A 19761-nucleotide genomic window follows, 5' to 3' on the forward strand; every position below is an offset into this window, starting at 1 on the left:
GATCCAGCCTTTAGCTGCCACCCAACATTGCCTGTACGCCAATCTGCGTGACGAGCGAGGCGATCGCGATCAGGAGCCCGAGCAACCAGTGGCAGCCGATGGATTTCGACATTATGTGACCTTCAACCGGGACCGACCAGAGAATTATCATTGACGCGATCGCACCGGCCTCAACCCGCCCGAGCAATGGCGCGAATATCGCGAACTCCAGCGCGAAGACTATTGTGAGCAATGAACCGCAAGCGATTATGCAGCTAACAGCGACCAGCAAGCGCTCTGCCCGCCCGGCAAGAACGATTACGGCAGCGTAAAACAGGATGCCCGCGCCGTATGCGAAAAATGCCGTTGCATAATGGCTCTCTTCGCTGGCTGTAATCAGGTACGCCGGGTACGAGGACGCCAGCATTAACACGATGGCAAATGTCAGCACGAACATTGACGACGGAATGCTTTCCGGGCCACGGCGTAGTGCGATTATGTCGAAGAAGGATTTCAGAAGTAGCAGCACGGTCGTCTTGATTACATGATTGCGTATACGAAATCATCGCATGTTAGTCTGTGGAATCGAAATTATCCTGCTGCGAACGATGGCCGACTACCAGTACATAGAACTCTCCATGCCGGAACCGGCATGCAACGCCCTGCACGGCGCAGGCATGATCGGTGTAGACACCGAATTCATGCGCGAAAAAACCTATTACTCACAACTCTGTCTCGTGCAGTTTGCTGTCGATCGACACTACTGGTGCGCGGATCCGTTGTCAGCAGACAACCTGCAAACGTTCTGGGATGCAATCCTGCAACCTGCCTGGGTATTGCATTCGGGCCGTCAGGACCTTGAAGTTGTCCAGCAATCGGCAGGCCGACTTCCCGGCGAATTGTTTGACACGCAAGTCGCCGCCGCATTGCTCGGCTACCCGCCACAAATGGGTTACGCCAACCTCGTCAAAGAACTGTTCGACGTTGAGCTGGCCAAATCGGAAACGCGGGCTGACTGGAGCCGCCGACCTTTGTCAGAGGCCGAACTCTCGTATGCGGCGGAAGATGTCATATACCTGCTGCCGGCTTACGAGAAACTCTGCGAAAAACTGGATGCAGCTGGCCGCCTGGAGTGGGCCAAAGAGGACAGCGCCGATCTCCTCAACCCAGCTCTTTATCAAATTGATCTCGACAGCGCGATTGACCGCGTCAAGGGTGCACGAAACATGCGCGGGCACGCGCGCCGTACGGCGGTCCTGTTGGCCAGATGGCGGGAACAACGGGCGGTAAAAAGCAACAAACCGCGGCAGTGGATTCTGCGCGACGCTGTGCTGCTGGATATTGCTGGCAGGCAGCCTGGTTCAATTGAAGCACTTAACAGCATCGACAATATTTCCCCGGGAATGGTGCGACGCAATGGCGACGAACTCCTGGCAATGATCAACGAATGCCGCGATGGTGACGACGACTACCAGCCGCCGTCGCGCCCGGATGAAGAGCAAAAGGCGCTCCTCAAGAAACTGCAAAAGGCCGTAGTTAGTCGCGCCAGGGAAATTGACATTCCGGCGGAAGTGCTGGCACCGCGTCGCGAACTGACGGCGGCACTCTCCGGGGATCGCGAGCTACGCGTGTTTCGTGGCTGGCGCCAGGACCTGATAGGAACGGACCTCAGTCGCATGCTCGACTAACGGTCGCCTGCGGCTAAAGAATCTCGAGCAAGCGCGCGTAGACTTCGTCGACAGTGCCGTTAGCATTCACGGTCTGCAGCTTGTCACGCTTGCGGTAGAACTCGACCAGCGGTTCGGTCTGCTCCCGGTACACTTCAAGCCGGCTACGGATCGTGGCTTCGTTGTCATCCTCGCGCTGTATCAGCTCCCCGCCGTTGCTGGTGCACGCATCGAGTTCTTCCTGCGATGAGAAATACACGTTCAGCAGTTTACCTGTGAGCGAACAGGTACGCCGACCGGTCAGCCGCTTGAGCAATACATCGAATTCAACGTCCATCAGCACAGCGGTATCCAGCGGCTTGCCCAGTTCGTCCAGCAACTCGGCTAGATCGAGCGCTTGTTGCCGGGTCCGCGGAAAGCCATCGAGGATAAAGCCATCTTCGGTGTCAGCTTCGCGCAATCGTTCGCTGATAATACCCAGCACGATTTCGTCTGATACCAGTTGCCCCGCTTCCATGATGGCCTTTGCCTGCTGGCCGAAACGAGTGCCGGATTCCACGGCAGCGCGCAATATGTCGCCGGTGGATATTTGCGGAACATGACGCTCGGCCATGAGTTTCTGAGCCTGAGTGCCTTTGCCCGAACCGGGCGCACCCAATAAAACGATACGCATTCGCTGCTACTCTTTTAATTCTGACGAACTGGAAAACAAAAAAATGGTCGCCGGTGCCCAGTGGGCGCGACCGAAATCGAAGAAGTCGTGCCGGAGCAGCGCACTTCAGGGGCGGCATACGCTACCCACAATCCGCGGACGGGTCAATTCATAGCGGCGGGATAGTCGGTCGGCTCGCGGATCGCGGCACTGATTTGCAGCCGTGAAGCGCCGCGCAGTTTCGGCTATCCTTTGCAACGATTCCGAGTTATCTCAAGGCCCGTCATTATGTCCAGAAAAAACGCGTTTTATGCTCAGTCAGGCGGCGTAACCGCCGTAATTAATGCCAGCGCATGTGGAGTCATAGAGACCGCACGCGAGAATCGCGACAAGATTGCCAATGTGTACGCCGGCCGCAATGGCATTATCGGCGCGTTGACCGAGGACATGATCGATACCAACCGCGAACCGGCGCGTACCATCGCGGCCTTGCGCCATACACCGGGCGGCGCTTTCGGCTCAGCCCGCTACAAACTCAAAGGAATTGAGGAGAACAGGGCCGAATACGAACGCCTGATCGACGTGTTTCGCGCTCACAATATCGGCTATTTCTTTTACAACGGCGGCAATGATTCCATGGATACCGCCCATAAGGTCTCGCTGATCAGCAAGCGCATGGGCTACCCGGTGAACTGCCTCGGCATACCGAAGACGGTCGACAATGACCTGCCGATAACCGACAACTGCCCGGGTTTCGGCTCGGTCGCCAAGTACATCGCCGTTTCAACCCGCGAAGCCGCGCTGGATGTACTGTCGATGGCAAAGACCTCGACCAAGGTATTCGTGATGGAAGTCATGGGCCGTCACGCTGGCTGGATTGCCGCGGCCGCTGGCCTGGCAGGTTCGGAACCCGGCGATGCGCCGCACATCATCCTTTTCCCCGAAATACCGTTTGAACGCGCAGCTTTTCTCAAACGCGTCAAACAATGCGTCGAACAGTACGGGTATTGCGTGATCGTCGTCAGCGAAGGCGCGCGCTACGCGGACGGTAAATTCCTCGCCGAAGCGGGTACGCGCGATGCATTTGGCCATGCCCAGCTAGGCGGGGTCGCGCCCGTGGTCGCCAACATGGTCCGGGACGAACTAGGCTACAAATTCCACTACGCGATTGCTGACTACCTGCAACGTTCGGCGCGGCACATTGCATCAGCCGTCGACGTGGATCAGGCCTACGCCGTCGGCAAGGCAGCCGTCAAATTTGCGCTTGCCGGCAAGACCGCAGTGATGCCGGTCATCAAACGGGTATCGGACAAGCCTTACCGGTGGCGCATCGAAGAAGCGCCGCTGGCGAAGATTGCCAACAAGGAAAAGATGCTGCCCCGTCGCTACATCAGTCGCGACGGTTTCTCGATCACCGAGGCCGCTCGCCGGTACCTGCAGCCACTCATCAAGGGTGAGAATTACCCTCCATATCTCAATGGCTTACCGAAGTACGTCAGCATCAAGGGAGTGCCGGTAGCGAAACGGCTCAACACAGATTTTGTGGTATGATTCGCGCCACTGACGGGGGCCGGCCAAGGCCGGAGTAGGGACTCCGACAGAGCAACACCACATACAACAACGATAAAGGTGCGCAAGCCGCACCCTCTCTGACTACCAATAGCCAGTCCGGAACGTACGTGCCGACTTGTGGCACCCAAATGCGTTCCAGCGATGGCTGGTGTGCTACGGCTGCCAGAGGGCCAAGATTTGTAGTATTGCCTCGGCCTGTTTCCGGCGGGGGTGGGGATTACGATCAGGAGAGGAACGGTATGACTAACGAGTTGGCACTGTGGTTGGCGATAGGTTCAGGGGTAATCGCCATTCTTTACGGACTTCTGTCCACACAATGGATATTGAAACAACCTGCAGGCAATGCGCGCATGCAGGAAATCGCGCAGGCCATTCAGGAAGGCGCCAATGCCTACATGAATCGCCAGTACCTGACTATCAGTGTCGTGGGCGTAGTGCTGTTTCTTGCACTGGGTCTGGCGCTGGGCTGGACGACCGCCGGCGGCTTCGCCATTGGTGCGATCTTCTCCGGGCTTGCAGGCTATATCGGCATGTTCGTTTCGGTCCGGGCCAACGTCCGCACTGCACAAGCCGCTACCATCGGTGTTAACCCGGCCCTGAACGTTGCGTTTCGTGGTGGTGCCATTACCGGCCTGCTCGTCGTAGGCCTTGGCCTGCTCGGCGTTGCCGGCTACTACCTGCTGCTGTCGGCAACCGGTGTCAGCACTGATGACGCCATTCACGCACTCGTGGGTCTCGCCTTCGGCGGCTCACTGATCTCGATTTTCGCTCGCCTGGGTGGCGGTATCTTTACCAAAGGCGCCGACGTTGGTGCCGACCTGGTCGGCAAAGTTGAAGCCGGCATACCCGAAGACGACCCCCGTAACCCCGGTGTGATTGCTGACAACGTCGGCGACAACGTGGGCGACTGTGCCGGCATGGCGGCTGACTTGTTCGAGACCTACGCCGTTACGATCATCGCAACCATGCTGCTGGGCAGCCTGGTTGCCGGGCAAATGGGTTCTGAGGCAATCATGTATCCGCTCGTCCTCGGCGCCGTTTCAATCATTGCGTCGATCATCGGCACGTTTTTTGTCCGCACTTCGGACGGCGGCAAAGTCATGGGAGCGCTCTACAAAGGTATGATCGTAGCCGGCGTATTGGCCGCCATCGCGTTCTACCCGATTACCAACATGATGATGGCGGAGTCCGGCAATACTGGCGGCATATTTGGCTCAGCCCTCATCGGGTTGGCGCTTACCGCGGCGATGGTTGTGATCACCGAGTACTACACAAGCACCGAGTACAAACCCGTCCGCACAATCGCAGAAGCCTCATTGACCGGTGACGCCACCAACATCATCGCCGGCCTTGGCATCTCAATGAAGTCGACGGCACTGCCGGTTATCGCCGTTTGCCTGAGTATCTGGGGCGCGTTTGCACTGGCGCCTGCCGGTGACTCGATGGCCGGTTTGTACAACATCGCCATTGCCGCTACCACCATGCTGTCCATGACCGGCGTTGTTGTAGCACTCGATGCTTTCGGACCGATCACCGACAACGCCGGTGGTATTGCCGAGATGTCGGAACTGCCATCAGAAGTACGCACGATTACTGATCAGCTGGATGCTGTCGGCAATACGACCAAGGCTGTTACCAAGGGCTACGCGATCGGCTCTGCGGGCCTCGCCGCACTGGTACTGTTTGCCGACTACACCAATGCACTTGCAGGCGCGGGAATTGTCGTCGATTTCGACCTGTCGGATCACCTCGTCATCATCGGCCTGTTCATCGGCGGCCTGGTACCGTACCTGTTCGGTGCCATGGCCATGGAAGCGGTCGGTCGTGCCGCTGGCAAAGTAGTCGTGGAAGTTCGTCGCCAGTTCAAGGAAATCAAAGGCATCATGGACGGATCCGGCAAGCCGGACTACAGCCGTGCGGTCGACATCCTGACCAAGGCAGCGATCAAGGAAATGATCGTGCCGTCGTTGTTACCAATCCTGGTGCCACTGGCCGTTGGTCTGTTGCTCGGACCTAAAGCACTCGGCGGCTTGTTGCTTGGCACTATTGTTACCGGATTGTTTGTGGCCATCTCCATGACCACCGGCGGCGGTGCCTGGGATAACGCCAAGAAATACATCGAAGACGGCAATTGCGGCGGCAAAGGCTCCGATGCACACAAGGCCGCGGTTACCGGCGACACCGTTGGTGATCCGTACAAAGACACTGCCGGCCCGGCCATCAACCCACTCATCAAGATCATTAATATTGTGGCCTTGCTGATGGTGCCGCTGCTCTGAGCACCCTGGTAACACGCAAACGAAAAACGCCGGCATTACGCCGGCGTTTTTTTTGGCTGGCCTCGAAATCCTAGTAACGTAATGCGCGATACGTTCCCGACGTAGAGGCACCGCCCAAAGGTGCTGCTTCTTCGATGAAGTTGCCTTGCACGAAATCGACGCCGACATCGCGCAACCAGTCAAAGTCCTGCTGACTCTCAACCTGTTCCGCGATCACCCGGAACTGCATGGTTCGCGCCAGCTTGATCATCGCTGACACCATCTCCTGATTGATGTCGTCGTTGGGCAAGCCGCGGGTATAGGCGCCATCGATTTTCAGGTAGTCAACCGGCAGGGTCTTGAGCTTGGAGAAGGCACCCAGACCGGAGCCAAAATCATCCAGCGCGAACTCGCAGCCTATGCCGTGCAACACCTCAATAAAGCGCTGTACATGCTGGATATCCGTGGTCACCACACTTTCAGTCACCTCGAAACAAATGCTGCTCGGCGCGACACCGCTGCGGTCCAGCGATTCCACGACGAATCCCAAAAAGCCTTCGTCGGTCAAGGTCTGCCCGGAGATGTTGATAGAACAACTGCGACCGCGAGGCAGACGAATCTCGCCGGAATTCATGGCCGACAACGTGGCCGCCACAACCCATCGGTCTATCTGTGGCATTAGCTGGTAGCGCTGTGCTGGTCGCAGGAATTCTGCCGAATTCGCGACTTTGCCGCGTTCATCGGGCAGGCGTATCAACACTTCGTAAGCCGGCCCGCTGTCCTGACCGCCGGTCGCAATGATTGACTGCAATGCCAGTTCGAAGCGGTCTTCGTGCAACGCTGTCTGCATTTGCCGCAGCCACTGGATATCGCCGCGCTCTCTGGCGATTGCCTCATCGCGTGCGGAGTAAATGTGCACCTGGCCACGGCCACGCTGCTTGGCCACGTAACATGCCGAATCCGCTGCGCTGACGATGTCCTGCAACGAACCGCTGGACTGGGTGATTTCAACGAGGCCAACGGAAATGCCGATATTGAAGATCTTGTCCTGCCAAACGAAGCGGTAGTCCGCGACCGCGTTGCAGATGTCTGCACCGATCTGCCCGGCTTTCTCAACGGGACAGCCGACCAGCAATGTGCCGAACTCATCCCCGCCCAGACGACCAACGAAATCCGAATCGCGCACTTGCTCTTTGATGAGCGTGGCAACTTCCCGCAACATGTTGTCGCCCGCCAGATGACCGCAGCTATCGTTCACTGCCTTGAAGCGATCCAGATCCATATAACAAAGTACGTGACTCGCTTCGTCCGCATGCGCGGAATCCATGGCTTCCTGGATACGCCGCTCAAATTCGCGCCGATTGACCAGTCCGGTCAACGGGTCGTGCGTCGCCTGGTAGCTCATCTGTCGCGTCAATCCGCGCAACTCGCTCACGTCGTGGAAGACGACCACGGTGCCGGTAATACTGTTGCCCGGACCCTTGATAGGTGATGCCGTGATCTCGACCGAATGTTCATGTTCGTTATCGCGGCTCACGAGCAATGCCCGCCGTCCCATGTTCACGCGTCGTCGCATGGCGAGACAGCGCTCCACCGGATCGCCGAGGGAACGACGATCTGCCTCGTCGATCAGCGAAAAAATCTCACTGACCTGGTGACCCGCTGCCGACTCCCGATCCTTCCCGGTCATGCCCTCGGCGGCGCGATTCATGTAGTCGATACGGCCTTCATTGTCCGTTGTGATCACACCTTCGGCGATCGATTCCAGGGTGTATTGCGCCTGACGCTTGCTGCGGCTCAGCGATACCTCGAGGCTCTTGCGGTAACTAACGTCCCGCGCAACCGTCAATACCGCTTCATTACCGCGGTACTCAATCAATGAACTTTGTGCCTCAACCCACAGACCCTGGTCATTGCCGTTGATCAACTGAATTTCGAGGCGCCTGGGCACTTTCTGACCAGCAAGCTGCCGCCCCATGGTCTTGCGGAACAAGGCCCGATACGCCGGTTTGACGAGATCAGCAACCTGCCGGCCCTCCAATTGCTCCGGGGCCAGCCCGACCAGGCTCGCGGCACTGTCGTTTGCCAGCAATATGCGCTCGTCATGTATCAGCACAACCTCGGGAATCGTGCGGGCAAAATTGGCGAACAGGCGATCGCGGTCCTGAATTTCTTCATCGCGTTCACCGAGAGCGTCAAACAGTTGATTGATCGTATTGGCCAGATCCCCCAGCGAGTCACTCGCTGGAACAGTCAATCGCCGACCGACCGAGGCATCGGCCGATACGGCCAGAAGGTCGTCTTTGAAATCACGAATTGCGCGGTTGTGACGTTGAACGCGGCGCCAATAGAGAACTGCGCAAGCGACAGCAATCACGAGCAGCAAGGCCAACGCGATACCAACCGCCTGGGTCATGGCGAATCCTTGAGGGGGTTAGGCGCGTTCATGGATCTCCTGCTTGTCTTGATGTTTTTATTGTAATGGCAAAGCAAGGTGAGCAATCTTTTTCCTGATATTCCGCAACAGGTACTGCAACCTTCGCATTTGTTATTATCGATCGCTCGTGCTGAGTCGTGGTGATCGGTATTGCTGTCCTGTTTCAGGCGGACGGGTTGCTCGCACAAGCATATCCCAGCTACGCCTGCTCACCGCAGCAATTCACCATAATTCGCAATCCGGCCCGGGTGTCGGGCAGCCCCCGGACCACCTTTGGTGGAATCGGAACAAATTTCTTTTTTTTTAATACGTTAGGGAGCTTTGAAAGGATGGATACAGACGCCGCGCGGCGGCAAATGGTCGAGCAACAAATTCGCACCTGGGACGTTGATGCCGCGCCACTTCTGAGTTTGCTGAATGCGCTGCCGAGGCACCGCTTTGTGCCGCGAGGATACGAGGCACTGGCGTATGCCGATATGGAGATTCCACTGGGCCATGGCGAAATAATGATGCGGCCAGCGGTCGAAGGTCGAATTCTGCAGGCGCTGGAGATAGAAGCTCAGGACCGGATCCTGGAAATCGGCACAGGTAGCGGTTACCTGACTGCATGCCTGGCCAGGCTGGGCGCAGAAGTGGTCAGCGTTGATTTGCAGGCTGACTTTACGGACAGTGCGAAATCGCTGCTGGATGAACTTGCGATCGCGAACGTATCTTTGCAAACGCGCGATGCGGTGCGCGAGGGGCTGCCGGCAGGAGAGTTTGATGTGGTCGTCATCACCGGGTCCTTGCCACGATTCGACAAGCGCCTGCTTGCAAGCCTGACGCCTGGCGGACGCCTGTTCGTCGTCACCGGCGAGGCCCCGATCATGGACGCCCGGATTGTCGTGCGCGGCGACGGAGCGCACTGGACGCAAAGCAGCCTGTTCGAGACCTGCCTGCCCCGATTACGGCACGTTGACGAGCCGTCCTCATTTGTTTTTTGAGCTATCGAATGAGCCACATGAAACCGAATCTCTCGCTGCGGCATCATATTGACAGTGACCACGATTCACTGCACCTGGCATAAACGTATCAACACAAGGATCCTGCATTGTTTGAAGAGCTAAGCCCCACCGAATTCAAGGAACGCAGCAATAGCGGCGAACTTTGGCAACTGCTGGACGTCCGAGAACCATGGGAGCTCGCCACAGCCAGTGTTCCCGATGCCATCAGCATTCCAATGGGAGAAGTGGCCGATCGCCTGGACGAACTGGATCGTGAACAACCGGTTGCCGTACTGTGTCACTCTGGCGGGCGCAGCGCGCGAGTGGCGGGCCTGCTGGCGCAAACCGGTTTTTCCAGAGTCGCCAACATCAGCGGCGGGATTGATGCCTGGTCACAACAGCTGGACAGCCAGATTCCACGCTACTGAACGACCGCTCGAGGGCGCATACGTCCGCTTGACTGATATGGTGATATAGTTAACTATAACACTTAGATCCCATTGGCAACCTAACCTGTGGACTGCAGTTTATGAAAAACTCTAATAAATTCCTGAGCTTACTATCGATTGCCGGCATAATGGCCAGCGCCGGACCCGCCCAGGCTGCCTCGTTGATGGAGGTCTACCAGCAGGCACTGCAAAGCGACCCATTGATACACGAGGCGGAATCGCGCCGACTGGCCGCACTGGAATCGGTACCACAGGCACGCAGCGCATTGTTGCCGCAACTGTCGGCGACCGGCTTCTACGACCAGTCGTCGAATTCAGGGCGCACGATCTTTCAGGACAGTACCGGCATTGGTGTGGCCAGTTCTGAATCAGCAACGAACACGACCGGCTGGCAGCTTGATCTCCGCCAAACGGTGTTTCGCTGGGACCAGGTTGTGTCGCTCAAACAAGCCGGCAAACAGGTCGCCAAAGCCGAAGCGCAACGCGAAGCCGCCCAGCAAGACCTCATCGTCCGTGTCGCGCAACGGTATTTCGATGTGCTCGCGGCTGAGGATCGACTCACCTCCATACACGCCGACCGGCTGGCGATTGCCCGCCAGCTCGAGCAGGCCAAACAGCGTTTCGATGTTGGCTTGATAGCCATTACCGATGTTCAGGAATCACAGGCTGCCTATGATCAGTCCATCGCCTCGGAAATAGGCGCAAAACGCGAACTGGCCACCGCCCGGGAATTGTTGCGCGAGATCACCGGTGAATACGTACCCAGGCTGGATGCACCTGGCGACGATTTTCCCCTGCCTTCACCCAACCCCGGTGACGAAGCCAGCTGGATCGACCTTGCAATGAATCAGAACCTGACGCTGGTTTCCAGCCGGCTGGACGAACGTATCGCCCGCGACGAAATTACCTTCCGGCGAACGGGCCACTACCCGACCGTAGAACTGGTCGCGAACTACGGTGATTCGGACACGGAGATCACTGACCAGGTACGCGACGGAACGGTATTTCCCGACTTCGATACGAACAACCAGCAGGATTCCATTACCCTGCAACTGACCGTGCCACTGTTCTCGGGCGGCCGGACCTCGTCCCGCGTGCGCGAGGCCGTACACTTGCACCGCGCATCCAAAGAGCAACTGCAAAGAGTTGCGCGCGAGACGGAACGGGCTACGCGCGATGCTTACCTGGGCGTTTTGTCCGAGATCAGTCGCGTCCAGGCACTGGAACAGGCCGTTGCCTCCAGCAGGACTGCACTGGAAGCCACTCAGGCAGGTTTTGACGTCGGGACGCGAACCATTGTTGACGTGCTGAATTCGCAGCGGGCGCTGTACTCGGCGATCACCAACTACTACCAGAGCAGGTACGTGTACGTTGGCAATGTGCTGCGCCTGAAACAGGCCGCCGGCACACTGAAAGTCGAAGACCTGGAACAGGTTGATCGCTGGCTTAAGGAGCGCAAACCGCCGGAAGAAGTCGTACCTGAAGAATACGGTCTCGGCGCCGCCGCGGAAAGTTAGCCGCTCTCCTTGTCAGACTTGAGCAACGGCGTAAGCAAGACCAGGAGCTTTTTCAGGGAGCCTCGGTTGTTGGCGACGATTTCCAGTCCTTTCGCACCCTGCGCAGCCGCCTGCTCGCGGTCCGCAAGAAGCGTCGAGATCGCCTTGCCCAGCTCCATGGCGTCATTGACGACCAGCGACGCGCCAACCGCCGCAAACATATCCGCAATTTCCTGAGTGTTGAACAAGTGCGGCCCGGTCACGACCGGCACAGCCAGTGAAGCCGGCTCCAGCAAATTGTGACCACCCACCGGCACGAGTGTACCGCCGACAAAGGCAAGGTCACTGGCCGCGTAGAAAAGCGGCAACTCGCCCATCGTATCGAGCAGAAAAACCGTCGAATCGGCCGTACAGTCCTGCCCCGAGGTTCGCGTAACGAACGCGATTTGCCGACGTTCAAGGTAGCCCGCCACACCGGCAAAACGCTGGGGGTGCCGTGGCACCAGCACCAGTAATGCCTCGGGGTGCGTCTTGAGGACCTCCTGATGCGCATCAATCACAGCCGCTTCTTCACCATCGTGGGTACTCGCGGCTATCCACACCGGCCGTTCCGGCCACAATACCTGGCGCAAGGCACGGCCATTCGTAGGCAAGTCATCTGGCATCTGAATATCGAATTTGATGTTGCCCGTAACCCAGGTTCGTTCCTTGCTCGCACCGAGTGAGAGGAACCGATCAGCATCGGCCTGGCTTTGTGCGGCAATCAGGATGCCGTGCGACAGCGTCTCACGAAACAACGGCAGCAAACGGCGATACTTGCCCACTGAGTTTGGCGATATTCGGGCGCTGACCAGAATCAACGGAATCTTGCGCGTACCGCAGGCCCGGTACAAATTGGGCCAGATCTCCGTTTCCATGATCAAGGTGAACGCGGGCTTCACGGCATTGAAGAACCGCGCCACGGCGTCGGGAGTTTCAAAAGGGATGTAACAGTGCACGATGCGATCGCCAAACAGGCTGCGCGCATGTGCGGCGCCGGTCGGCGTTACCGTCGTCAACAACAACTGGCGGTTCGGAAACTGCGTGAGCAATGTCCGTACCAGCGGCGCCGAGGCCTGTACTTCGCCAACAGACACAGCGTGCAGCCAGACGCTGCCCTCGCCCAGTTGCGGGTAGCCAAAGCCAAACCGCTGCCCTACCCGATCCCAGTAACTGCGGTCAAAAACACCGCGGACAACCCAATAGAGCGCGTAGAACGGCAGGAGCAGGTATGACAGCAGGCAGTAAGCGACGTGCACGACCGCGAACCTTAGCCGGACTGTCCGGGACAGAGCCCGTCCAGCTTGCGGCAGGTCACCGCTCAGTCCTCGAGTCGCTGGATGATTCTGCTGGAAGAATGGCCATCGCGAAACGACAGCACACGCACTTCGCCGCCTGCGGCCAGCACATCTTTGGCGCCAGCAATCTCGGACGCGGTGTAATCGCCACCTTTGACCAGAACCTGCGGCTTGATGGCTGAAATCAACCGTGCTGGCGTATCTTCTGAAAATGGCACGACCCAATCCACTGCCGCCAGACCCGCGAGCACCGCCATTCGATCTGGCAACGCATTGATCGGCCGCGACTCGCCTTTCAGGCGGCGGACGGAGTCATCGTCATTAACGGCGACGATCAAGCGGTCGCCCAGCGCTTTCGCTTCCTCAAGGTAAGCGACGTGACCTGCATGCAGAACATCAAAGCAGCCATTGGTCATGACGACCCTTTCATTACGCTGGCGTGATTCAGACACCATCGACGAAAGCTCAGCCTCGGTGACCAAACCGCGTCCGCCTTGCCCGCGTTGGTGCAAGGCAACCTGCAACTCGGAGCGGGTAACCGAAGCAACACCGATTTTCCGAACCACGAGTCCGGCCGCGAGATTGGCAAGACTTGCAGCGCTCGACAACGCAGTGCCGGCAGCGACAGCCGCCGCCAAAGTCGCGATAACCGTATCGCCCGCACCGGTCACATCGAATACTTCGCGCGCCTGGGTGGACAGCAAGAACGGTTCTTCACCACGCTCGATCAGCAACATGCCCTTCTCGCTGCGCGTCACCAGCAACGCCTCCAGATCAAGATCGTCCACCATGGCGGTGGCACGCTCAATCAGCTGCTCATCGGTCTCGCAGCGCCCTGCGACAACTTCAAACTCCGACTGATTGGGCGTCAATAACGTTGCGCCACGGTAGCGCTCAAAGTCGCTGCCTTTGGGGTCGATCATGACCGCGCAACCTGCCGCCCGGCAGACAGCAATCATCTGCTGGACATCAGCCAATGTGCCCTTGCCGTAATCCGACAAGATGACCACACGCGAGTCGGCCACTTTCTTCGACAACGATTCGAGCAGCCGCTCGCTGCCCGCAGCAAGCCGCTCTTCGCGATCGAGCCTGATGAGCTGTTGACCCCTGCTCTGCACACGGGTCTTGGTAATGGTCGGCTGCCCGGGGACGCGTACGAAATCGCACTTGATGCCGCGCGGCTGCAACAAGCCTTCGAGGCAATTCGCGTCGTCGTCGTCACCGACGACGCCCAGCAATTGTGTGCGCACACCCAAGCTCGAGAGATTGACAGCAACGTTAGCCGCGCCGCCCGGACGAGCATCTTCGTCCTGTATATGCACGACGGGAACCGGCGCTTCCGGTGATATCCGACTGGTGCCGCCGAACAGGTAGCGGTCCAGCATGACATCGCCGGCCACCAGCACCTGGCCGTCGCTGAAATCGGGGATAGTCAGAGTCATGCGGCGATATTACTACAGCCTTGCCGGCTTGCAGTCGCTATCGGCGACGGCTTAACCGCACTTGCTGTCGCCGCAACTCAGGCAGGTCATGCAACCGTCCATCATGACAAGCGCCACCGTGTTGCACTTCGAGCAAAGCTGCGCGCCCGCCGGGTAATCGGTTTTCGCAAAGGCGTCCTCTTGACGGGTTGCTTCTTCGAACTCTGCGCGCTTTTCCTCAATCAGCTTTTGCTGCGCGGCATCGAGCTCCGGTGAGGCCAGCAAACCGATCAGGATCAAATGCTTCTCAACGATGTGGCCCAGTTCCGCGATTATCGACGGCATGAACTTGCCACCCGGCTTCCAGTAGCCGCCGCGCGGATCGAACACCGCCTTCAGCTCATCAACCAGGAACGTGACATCGCCGCCCTTGCGGAACACGGCCGACATGATCCGGGTCAGTGCGACGATCCACTGATAGTGATCCAGGTTCTTGGAGTTGATGAACATTTCAAAAGGCCGGCGCTTTTCGTGCTCCGTACCCTCATTGAGGATGATGTCGTTGATCGTGACGTACATCGCATGATCAGACACCGGGGTCTTGACCTTGTACGTTGAGCCTATGAGCATCTCCGGTCGTTCAAGCTTCTCGTGCATCCGAATGACTTCGGCACGACCTTCCTCTGCGGGCACGCGAGTGACGGCGGGTTTGGCCGCCTCTGCTTTCGGGTCCACCGGCTGCTTAACGGCATAACCCACAATTTTCTTGTCTATGCGTACTTTACTCATCTCGATATCGACCTTTTACCGGCGACGTGGCGATAATCAACCGCACACAGCGCCATCAACAATAAAAACCACTGTCTGACCAGCGTTCGCTGATCAAAACTTCCCGTAATAACCTTCTTTCAGCGCGTCAAAGAGGTTCGCTGCGGTATGCACTTCACCGTCGTACTCAATCTCTTCGTCACCCTGCAATTCGACTTCCTTACCGTCCTCAAGCGTAAAGGTGTACACGGTATTCTTCAGGTCTCGCTCTTTTACCAGTACCCCCTGGAACGCTTCCGGGTTAAAGCGGAATGTCGTGCAGCCTTTGAGGCCCTGCTCATAGGCGTACATGTAAATGTCTTTGAAATCTTCGTACGGATAGTCCGTCGGCACATTCGCCGTCTTCGAGATCGACGAATCAATCCAGCTCTGCGCTGCCGCCTGAATATCCACGTGCGCCTTCGGCGTAATGTCTTCGGCTGTTACGAAATAATCCGGCAAAGCCGCTTCGCTGTCCTCTGAGTTCGGCGCTGCTTTCTCGTTAATCAAGGCACGATAGGACAACAGTTCAAACGACAGGACATCAACTTTCTCTTTGGTCTTCTTGCCCTGTCGAATGACGTTGCGGAAATAATGGTGCGCAAAACTAGGCTCGATACCGTTGCTCGCGTTGTTGGCCAACGACAGGGAAATTGTGCCGGTTGGCGCGATCGAGCTGTGGTGTGTGAACCGCGCACCGGTCTCAGCCAGCTGCTCAACCAGCTCCGGCGATTCCTTGGCGATGCGCTGCATATAACGACTGTAGCGGGCATGCAGAACACGGCCAGGCACCTTGTCGCCTACTTTCAACCCATCCGCCACCATTTCAGGACGCTTGCTGAGCATTTCCTGGGTCACGGTGAATTCTTCGTTCATGATCGGCGCAGGACCTTTCTCCCTGGCCAGCTCGAGCGCGGTTTCCCAGCCGGCAATTGCCAGCTGCTTGGAAACTTCTTCCGTAAAACTTACGGAATTTTCTTCGCCGTATTTCATGCGCAACATCGTAATGGTCGATCCCAAGCCCAGGAAGCCCATGCCATGACGACGCTTACGCGTAATCTCGTCGCGCTGCCGGGCCAGCGGCAGGCCGTTGATCTCGACCACGTTATCCAGCATGCGGGTGAACACTTTCACCACCTTGCGGAACTCGGTCCAATCAAAGCGTGCTTTCTCAGTGAACGGGTCGAGCACGAACTTGGTAAGGTTCACCGAGCCCAGCAAGCACGAACCGTACGGCGGCAACGGCTGCTCGCCACAAGGATTGGTTGCACGAATCGTTTCCGTGAACCAGTTGTTGTTCATTTCATTGACGCGATCGATCAGGACGAACCCAGGCTCCGCGAAGTCGTAAGTGGAGGCCATGATGACGTCCCATACGCGACGCGCCGGCATTGTGCGATAAATCTTGCAGGCAACGAGGCCGTCGGCATTGCGCACATAATTCTGCGGCTCGGGCCATTCGCGCCAGACGAACTGCGAAGCGTCGTTGACATCCAGGCCGTCCTGATCCATTTCCTTGCGTGTCACCGGGAATGCCAGCTTCCACTCGGTATCGGCCTTTACTGCCTGCATGAACTCGTCAGTAATCAGCAATGACAGATTGAACTGCCGCAACCGTCCGTCCTCACGCTTGGCAAGAATAAAGTCCATGACATCCGGATGACCGACGTCGAACGTGCCCATTTGCGCGCCACGCCGACCGCCGGCGGAGGAAACGGTGAAACACATCTTGTCGTAGATATCCATGAACGACAGCGGCCCGGACGTATAGGCCCCGGCGCCCGACACGTAAGCGCCTTTGGGCCGCAGCGTCGAAAACTCGTAGCCGATTCCGCAACCGGCCTTGAGCGTAAGACCCGCTTCATGAACCTTGTTCAGGATGTTGTCCATCGAATCCGCGACCGTACCGGACACGGTACAGTTGATGGTCGATGTCGCCGGCTTGTGCTCTTTCGCCCCGGCATTCGAGGTAATCCGACCAGCGGGAATTGCGCCACTGCGCAACGCCCAGAGGAATTTTTCGAACCATTCCTCGCGCAACGGTTCGGCTTCAACGTCCGCTAAAGCGCGCGCAACCCGTATGTAAGTGTCATCAATGGTCTGATCAATCGGCGCACCGTCTTTTGCTGACAGGCGGTACTTTGCCTGCCAAATATCGAGCGATGCGGGCTGAAACTCAATGTCAGCAACGGTTTCAGCGTTCAAATTCACAGCGGACTTCATGTGGTCCTCAACTCCCTATTCCTTTAGAGGGCCCGGCACGGATCAGCTGCAACGCCCAAATTTCAGCGAATAGGCCCCCGCTCACCAGCTGCCCCAACAAACCGATGAGTGCCAAATTGGCGTCAGATCTTCAGTATCTGCGACACAAGATGTTGTGTCTGTCAGGGCACAAGATTATGCCCGCAAGGGTTGCCTGTCAAGAGCCGGGAGGATATCCGGCGCTAGACTTTACTTTATACTTTTCAATCACTTATACATATTACAGCGGAAAATGCTTTAGAATCAGGGAAATTAATCGCGCTGTAACACGGAAATGCACGTGCACAATATCTAGTGGCATTAAGTGAAATCAACAAAATGGCCATTTGGCGCACTTTGCCGCGCTCCGCAATGCTTGAAAACGGCCTGCACGCCCGCATTAAGCCCGTCACACAAGGACGCTGATACACCCTCTCGGCAACTCACCCAACCATCTGCGGCACCGACAGGAGGATCAATCATGCCCATTTTGCGCAGCAAGGAGCCGCCCGCTGCCGCCGGCAAACCGCATCGGCCACCCGAGACGCGCGCGCTCGCGGCCATCGCTATTAAAGGGCACAACGACGCCTGCCGCGCTTCGGCCGATCGCCCCGGCGTCGATCCCGCTGACACAGCCGTCGACCAACAAGCGAACAGGCGAACCAGGCGCGGCGTACGCACCAACAAGCGAACAAGACTCAGTCCACGGGCGACAGCGCTGCTCAGGGTGTATTTCTGCCGCCATTTAGCCTTGCCGGCAACGGTCTGCAGCGACGGTAATGCCGCGCGCAACGAACACAACCCGCCGCCATCGAATTGGCGACGAAAGTGCAGCGCATCGCAGGCCGCTACCAGGTTTCTGCACTCCAACGCGACGAACTGGCACCATGGCGCATCAGCATTTATCGGACCGGCGCCCAAATTGATGCACGCAATCCGATTATCAGTGAAAACCGGAACTTTATTACTGCCGATGCTGTCCGCCGTTACGCGGGGGCGCAATCATTGTTACGTTTGAAAACCAACATACAAAGCAACAAAGGAAATACCGCCGATGATTAGAACAACTCGCATTTTCTGCGCCGCTATCTGCCTGCTGGCAGTTACAGCAGCCAATGCCGCACTGCCAGACAGGGTTGGCAATCAGCCAATGCCGAGCCTGGCCCCGTTGGTTGAGCGTACATCCCCGGCGGTCGTCAACATCCGCGTCAGCCAGACGGTGCAGGCCGGCTCCCCGTACAGCGATGAGATGTTCAGGCGTTTTTTCGGCATACCCGAATCACCCAGCGGTTCGCGTGAAGTCGCGAGCGCGGGATCGGGCGTAATCGTGGATGCCGAGAACGGCTACATCCTGACAAACCACCACGTCGTGGACGGCGCCGATCGCATCCAGATCTCGCTGTACGATGACAAGACACTGGATGCTGAAGTAGTTGGCTCCGACGCCGCTACGGATATCGCCGTGCTCAAGGTCGAATCTGACAATCTGACCGACATCCCGATTGGCGACTCAAGCAATGTACGGGTGGGCGATTTCGTTATCGCAATCGGCAATCCGTTCGGCCTCAGCCATACCGTAACCTCGGGCATTGTCAGCGCACTCGGCCGCACCGGCATCAGCCGCAACGGTTACGAAGACTTCATACAGACTGACGCGTCAATCAACCCAGGCAATTCGGGCGGCGCGCTGGTGAACATGAACGGTGAATTGGTCGGTATTAACTCAGCCATTATCAGCCGCTCCGGCGGTAACGTCGGCATCGGCTTCGCTGTGCCGACTGAGATTGCACAATCAATCATGCGACAGCTCATCGACTTCGGTGAAGTCCGCAGAGGCTTGCTCGGTGTCACGATCCAGACTATCGACGAGGAAGGCGCCAAAGCACTCGGAGCCGAGGTAGAACGTGGCGCGCTGATATCCGAAATCACACCCGGGTCAGCCGCCGAGGATGCCGGGCTGCAAGTTGACGACATCATCGTACGCGTCAACGAAAAGAAAATTGGTGACAGCCGCGAGCTGGCCAACGCCATTGGTCTGAAAGGCTCCGGTGACAAGGTCGAAATCGAATATGTGCGCGATGGGCGCCGTAAAACGGTGAATGCAACGTTGGGTGAAGCCCGCGCTCAAGTCAGTGCCGGCACGGATATCCATCCAGGCCTGCAAGGCGCGGAGTTTTCGGCCAATGCCACTTCGGCTGGCGAAGGTATCGAAGTCACCGCGGTCGAGGCAGATTCTCCGGCGGCACAACGCGGCTTACGGGCGGGCGATGTCATTACGGCGGTAAACCGACAGCGCGTGCAAAACATGTCTCAGCTGCGTCAGATCGCCGAGAACAATCGCATCCTGTTCCTGCTGGTACGACGCGGTGAGCGCACGTTGATGCTGCAGATTCGCTAGCTCAACACGCCTCAGCAAGCATCATGGCCCGGCCTTTGCGCCGGGCTTTTTTGTGCGGCCGACC

Annotated in this window: 15 protein-coding genes; 8 read left to right on the forward strand and 7 right to left on the reverse strand. The window is 57.8% G+C overall.

Translation table 11 applies throughout. The features are described from left to right. Positions 1–10: 10 nt before the first annotated feature. The gene (locus BA177_RS14410) at positions 11–508 is read right to left on the reverse strand and encodes a hypothetical protein (protein ID WP_068617340.1); all 498 of its coding nucleotides are present in this window, start codon (positions 506–508) and stop codon (positions 11–13) included. Positions 509–548: 40 nt separating this feature from the next. On the opposite strand from BA177_RS14410, the gene rnd reads away from it, so the two are divergent. Continuing rightward, the gene (rnd, locus tag BA177_RS14415) at positions 549–1667 is read left to right on the forward strand and encodes a ribonuclease D (protein WP_068617342.1); all 1119 of its coding nucleotides are present in this window, start codon (positions 549–551) and stop codon (positions 1665–1667) included. Positions 1668–1680: 13 nt separating this feature from the next. Here the strand turns inward: rnd and BA177_RS14420 are convergent, their stop codons facing one another. Next, positions 1681–2319 carry an adenylate kinase gene (locus BA177_RS14420; protein WP_068617344.1) on the reverse strand — a complete coding sequence of 213 codons (639 nt, stop codon included), beginning with the start codon at positions 2317–2319 and terminating at the stop codon, positions 1681–1683. A gap of 267 nt (positions 2320–2586) precedes the next feature. On the opposite strand from BA177_RS14420, the gene BA177_RS14425 reads away from it, so the two are divergent. Both BA177_RS14425 and BA177_RS14430 read left to right on the forward strand, forming a co-directional pair. Continuing rightward, complete coding sequence (locus BA177_RS14425) at positions 2587–3849, forward strand: 6-phosphofructokinase (protein WP_068617346.1); 1263 nt, start codon at positions 2587–2589, stop codon at positions 3847–3849. Positions 3850–4109: 260 nt separating this feature from the next. Then, positions 4110–6149 carry a sodium-translocating pyrophosphatase gene (locus BA177_RS14430; RefSeq protein ID WP_068617348.1) on the forward strand — a complete coding sequence of 680 codons (2040 nt, stop codon included), beginning with the start codon at positions 4110–4112 and terminating at the stop codon, positions 6147–6149. A 70-nt stretch (positions 6150–6219) separates the two neighbouring features. On the opposite strand, the gene BA177_RS14435 is transcribed toward BA177_RS14430, so the two are convergent. Further along, positions 6220–8544 carry an EAL domain-containing protein gene (locus BA177_RS14435; RefSeq protein WP_068617349.1) on the reverse strand — a complete coding sequence of 775 codons (2325 nt, stop codon included), beginning with the start codon at positions 8542–8544 and terminating at the stop codon, positions 6220–6222. A 350-nt stretch (positions 8545–8894) separates the two neighbouring features. Between BA177_RS14435 and BA177_RS14440 the strand changes: the two genes are divergently transcribed. The 3 genes from BA177_RS14440 to BA177_RS14450 all read left to right on the forward strand — a co-directional run bounded on the left by BA177_RS14440 (position 8895) and on the right by BA177_RS14450 (position 11514). Continuing rightward, a complete protein-coding gene (locus BA177_RS14440; RefSeq protein WP_068619433.1) occupies positions 8895–9548 on the forward strand; it encodes a protein-L-isoaspartate O-methyltransferase family protein in 654 nt (217 codons plus the stop codon). Positions 9549–9655: 107 nt separating this feature from the next. Then, positions 9656–9976, forward strand: coding sequence for a rhodanese-like domain-containing protein (locus BA177_RS14445; protein ID WP_068617351.1), 321 nt, complete (start codon positions 9656–9658; stop codon positions 9974–9976). Between the two features lie 101 nt (positions 9977–10077). Further along, positions 10078–11514: a TolC family outer membrane protein gene (locus tag BA177_RS14450; protein ID WP_068617353.1), complete on the forward strand. Its 1437-nt coding sequence runs from the start codon at positions 10078–10080 to the stop codon at positions 11512–11514. On the opposite strand, the gene waaA is transcribed toward BA177_RS14450, so the two are convergent. From waaA to BA177_RS14470, 4 genes are all read right to left on the reverse strand, one after another. Further along, complete coding sequence (waaA, locus tag BA177_RS14455) at positions 11511–12791, reverse strand: lipid IV(A) 3-deoxy-D-manno-octulosonic acid transferase (protein ID WP_068617357.1); 1281 nt, start codon at positions 12789–12791, stop codon at positions 11511–11513. The genes BA177_RS14450 and waaA overlap by 4 nt on opposite strands. Positions 12792–12853: 62 nt before the next feature. Next, positions 12854–14272, reverse strand: coding sequence for a bifunctional D-glycero-beta-D-manno-heptose-7-phosphate kinase/D-glycero-beta-D-manno-heptose 1-phosphate adenylyltransferase HldE (hldE, locus tag BA177_RS14460; RefSeq protein ID WP_068617359.1), 1419 nt, complete (start codon positions 14270–14272; stop codon positions 12854–12856). A gap of 51 nt (positions 14273–14323) precedes the next feature. After that, positions 14324–15040, reverse strand: a complete 717-nt coding sequence (locus BA177_RS14465; protein WP_068617361.1) for a TSCPD domain-containing protein — start codon at positions 15038–15040, stop codon at positions 14324–14326. Between the two features lie 93 nt (positions 15041–15133). Continuing rightward, positions 15134–17281, reverse strand: coding sequence for an adenosylcobalamin-dependent ribonucleoside-diphosphate reductase (locus BA177_RS14470; RefSeq protein WP_068617363.1), 2148 nt, complete (start codon positions 17279–17281; stop codon positions 15134–15136). A gap of 846 nt (positions 17282–18127) precedes the next feature. On the opposite strand from BA177_RS14470, the gene BA177_RS14480 reads away from it, so the two are divergent. Continuing rightward, entirely contained in the window at positions 18128–18361 is a 234-nt protein-coding gene (locus BA177_RS14480) for a hypothetical protein (protein ID WP_197493079.1), read from the forward strand. Beyond that, entirely contained in the window at positions 18354–19697 is a 1344-nt protein-coding gene (locus tag BA177_RS14485) for a DegQ family serine endoprotease (RefSeq protein ID WP_068617367.1), read from the forward strand. The genes BA177_RS14480 and BA177_RS14485 overlap by 8 nt, the downstream gene beginning before the upstream one ends. The last annotated feature ends 64 nt before the right edge of the window (positions 19698–19761 follow it).

It is taken from the genome of Woeseia oceani, assembly GCF_001677435.1.
Classification (GTDB): Bacteria; Pseudomonadota; Gammaproteobacteria; order Steroidobacterales; family Woeseiaceae; genus Woeseia; species Woeseia oceani.

Coding starts and splice junctions, on each gene's coding strand:
- rnd (WP_068617342.1), top strand. CDS start 549: ATGTTAGTCTGTGGAATCGAAATTATCCTGCTGCGAACGATGGCCGAC.
- BA177_RS14420 (WP_068617344.1), bottom strand. CDS start 2,319: ATGCGTATCGTTTTATTGGGTGCGCCCGGTTCGGGCAAAGGCACTCAG.
- BA177_RS14425 (WP_068617346.1), top strand. CDS start 2,587: ATGTCCAGAAAAAACGCGTTTTATGCTCAGTCAGGCGGCGTAACCGCC.
- BA177_RS14430 (WP_068617348.1), top strand. CDS start 4,110: ATGACTAACGAGTTGGCACTGTGGTTGGCGATAGGTTCAGGGGTAATC.
- BA177_RS14435 (WP_068617349.1), bottom strand. CDS start 8,544: ATGACCCAGGCGGTTGGTATCGCGTTGGCCTTGCTGCTCGTGATTGCT.
- BA177_RS14440 (WP_068619433.1), top strand. CDS start 8,895: ATGGATACAGACGCCGCGCGGCGGCAAATGGTCGAGCAACAAATTCGC.
- BA177_RS14450 (WP_068617353.1), top strand. CDS start 10,078: ATGAAAAACTCTAATAAATTCCTGAGCTTACTATCGATTGCCGGCATA.
- hldE (WP_068617359.1), bottom strand. CDS start 14,272: ATGACTCTGACTATCCCCGATTTCAGCGACGGCCAGGTGCTGGTGGCC.
- BA177_RS14465 (WP_068617361.1), bottom strand. CDS start 15,040: ATGAGTAAAGTACGCATAGACAAGAAAATTGTGGGTTATGCCGTTAAG.
- BA177_RS14470 (WP_068617363.1), bottom strand. CDS start 17,281: ATGAAGTCCGCTGTGAATTTGAACGCTGAAACCGTTGCTGACATTGAG.
- BA177_RS14485 (WP_068617367.1), top strand. CDS start 18,354: ATGATTAGAACAACTCGCATTTTCTGCGCCGCTATCTGCCTGCTGGCA.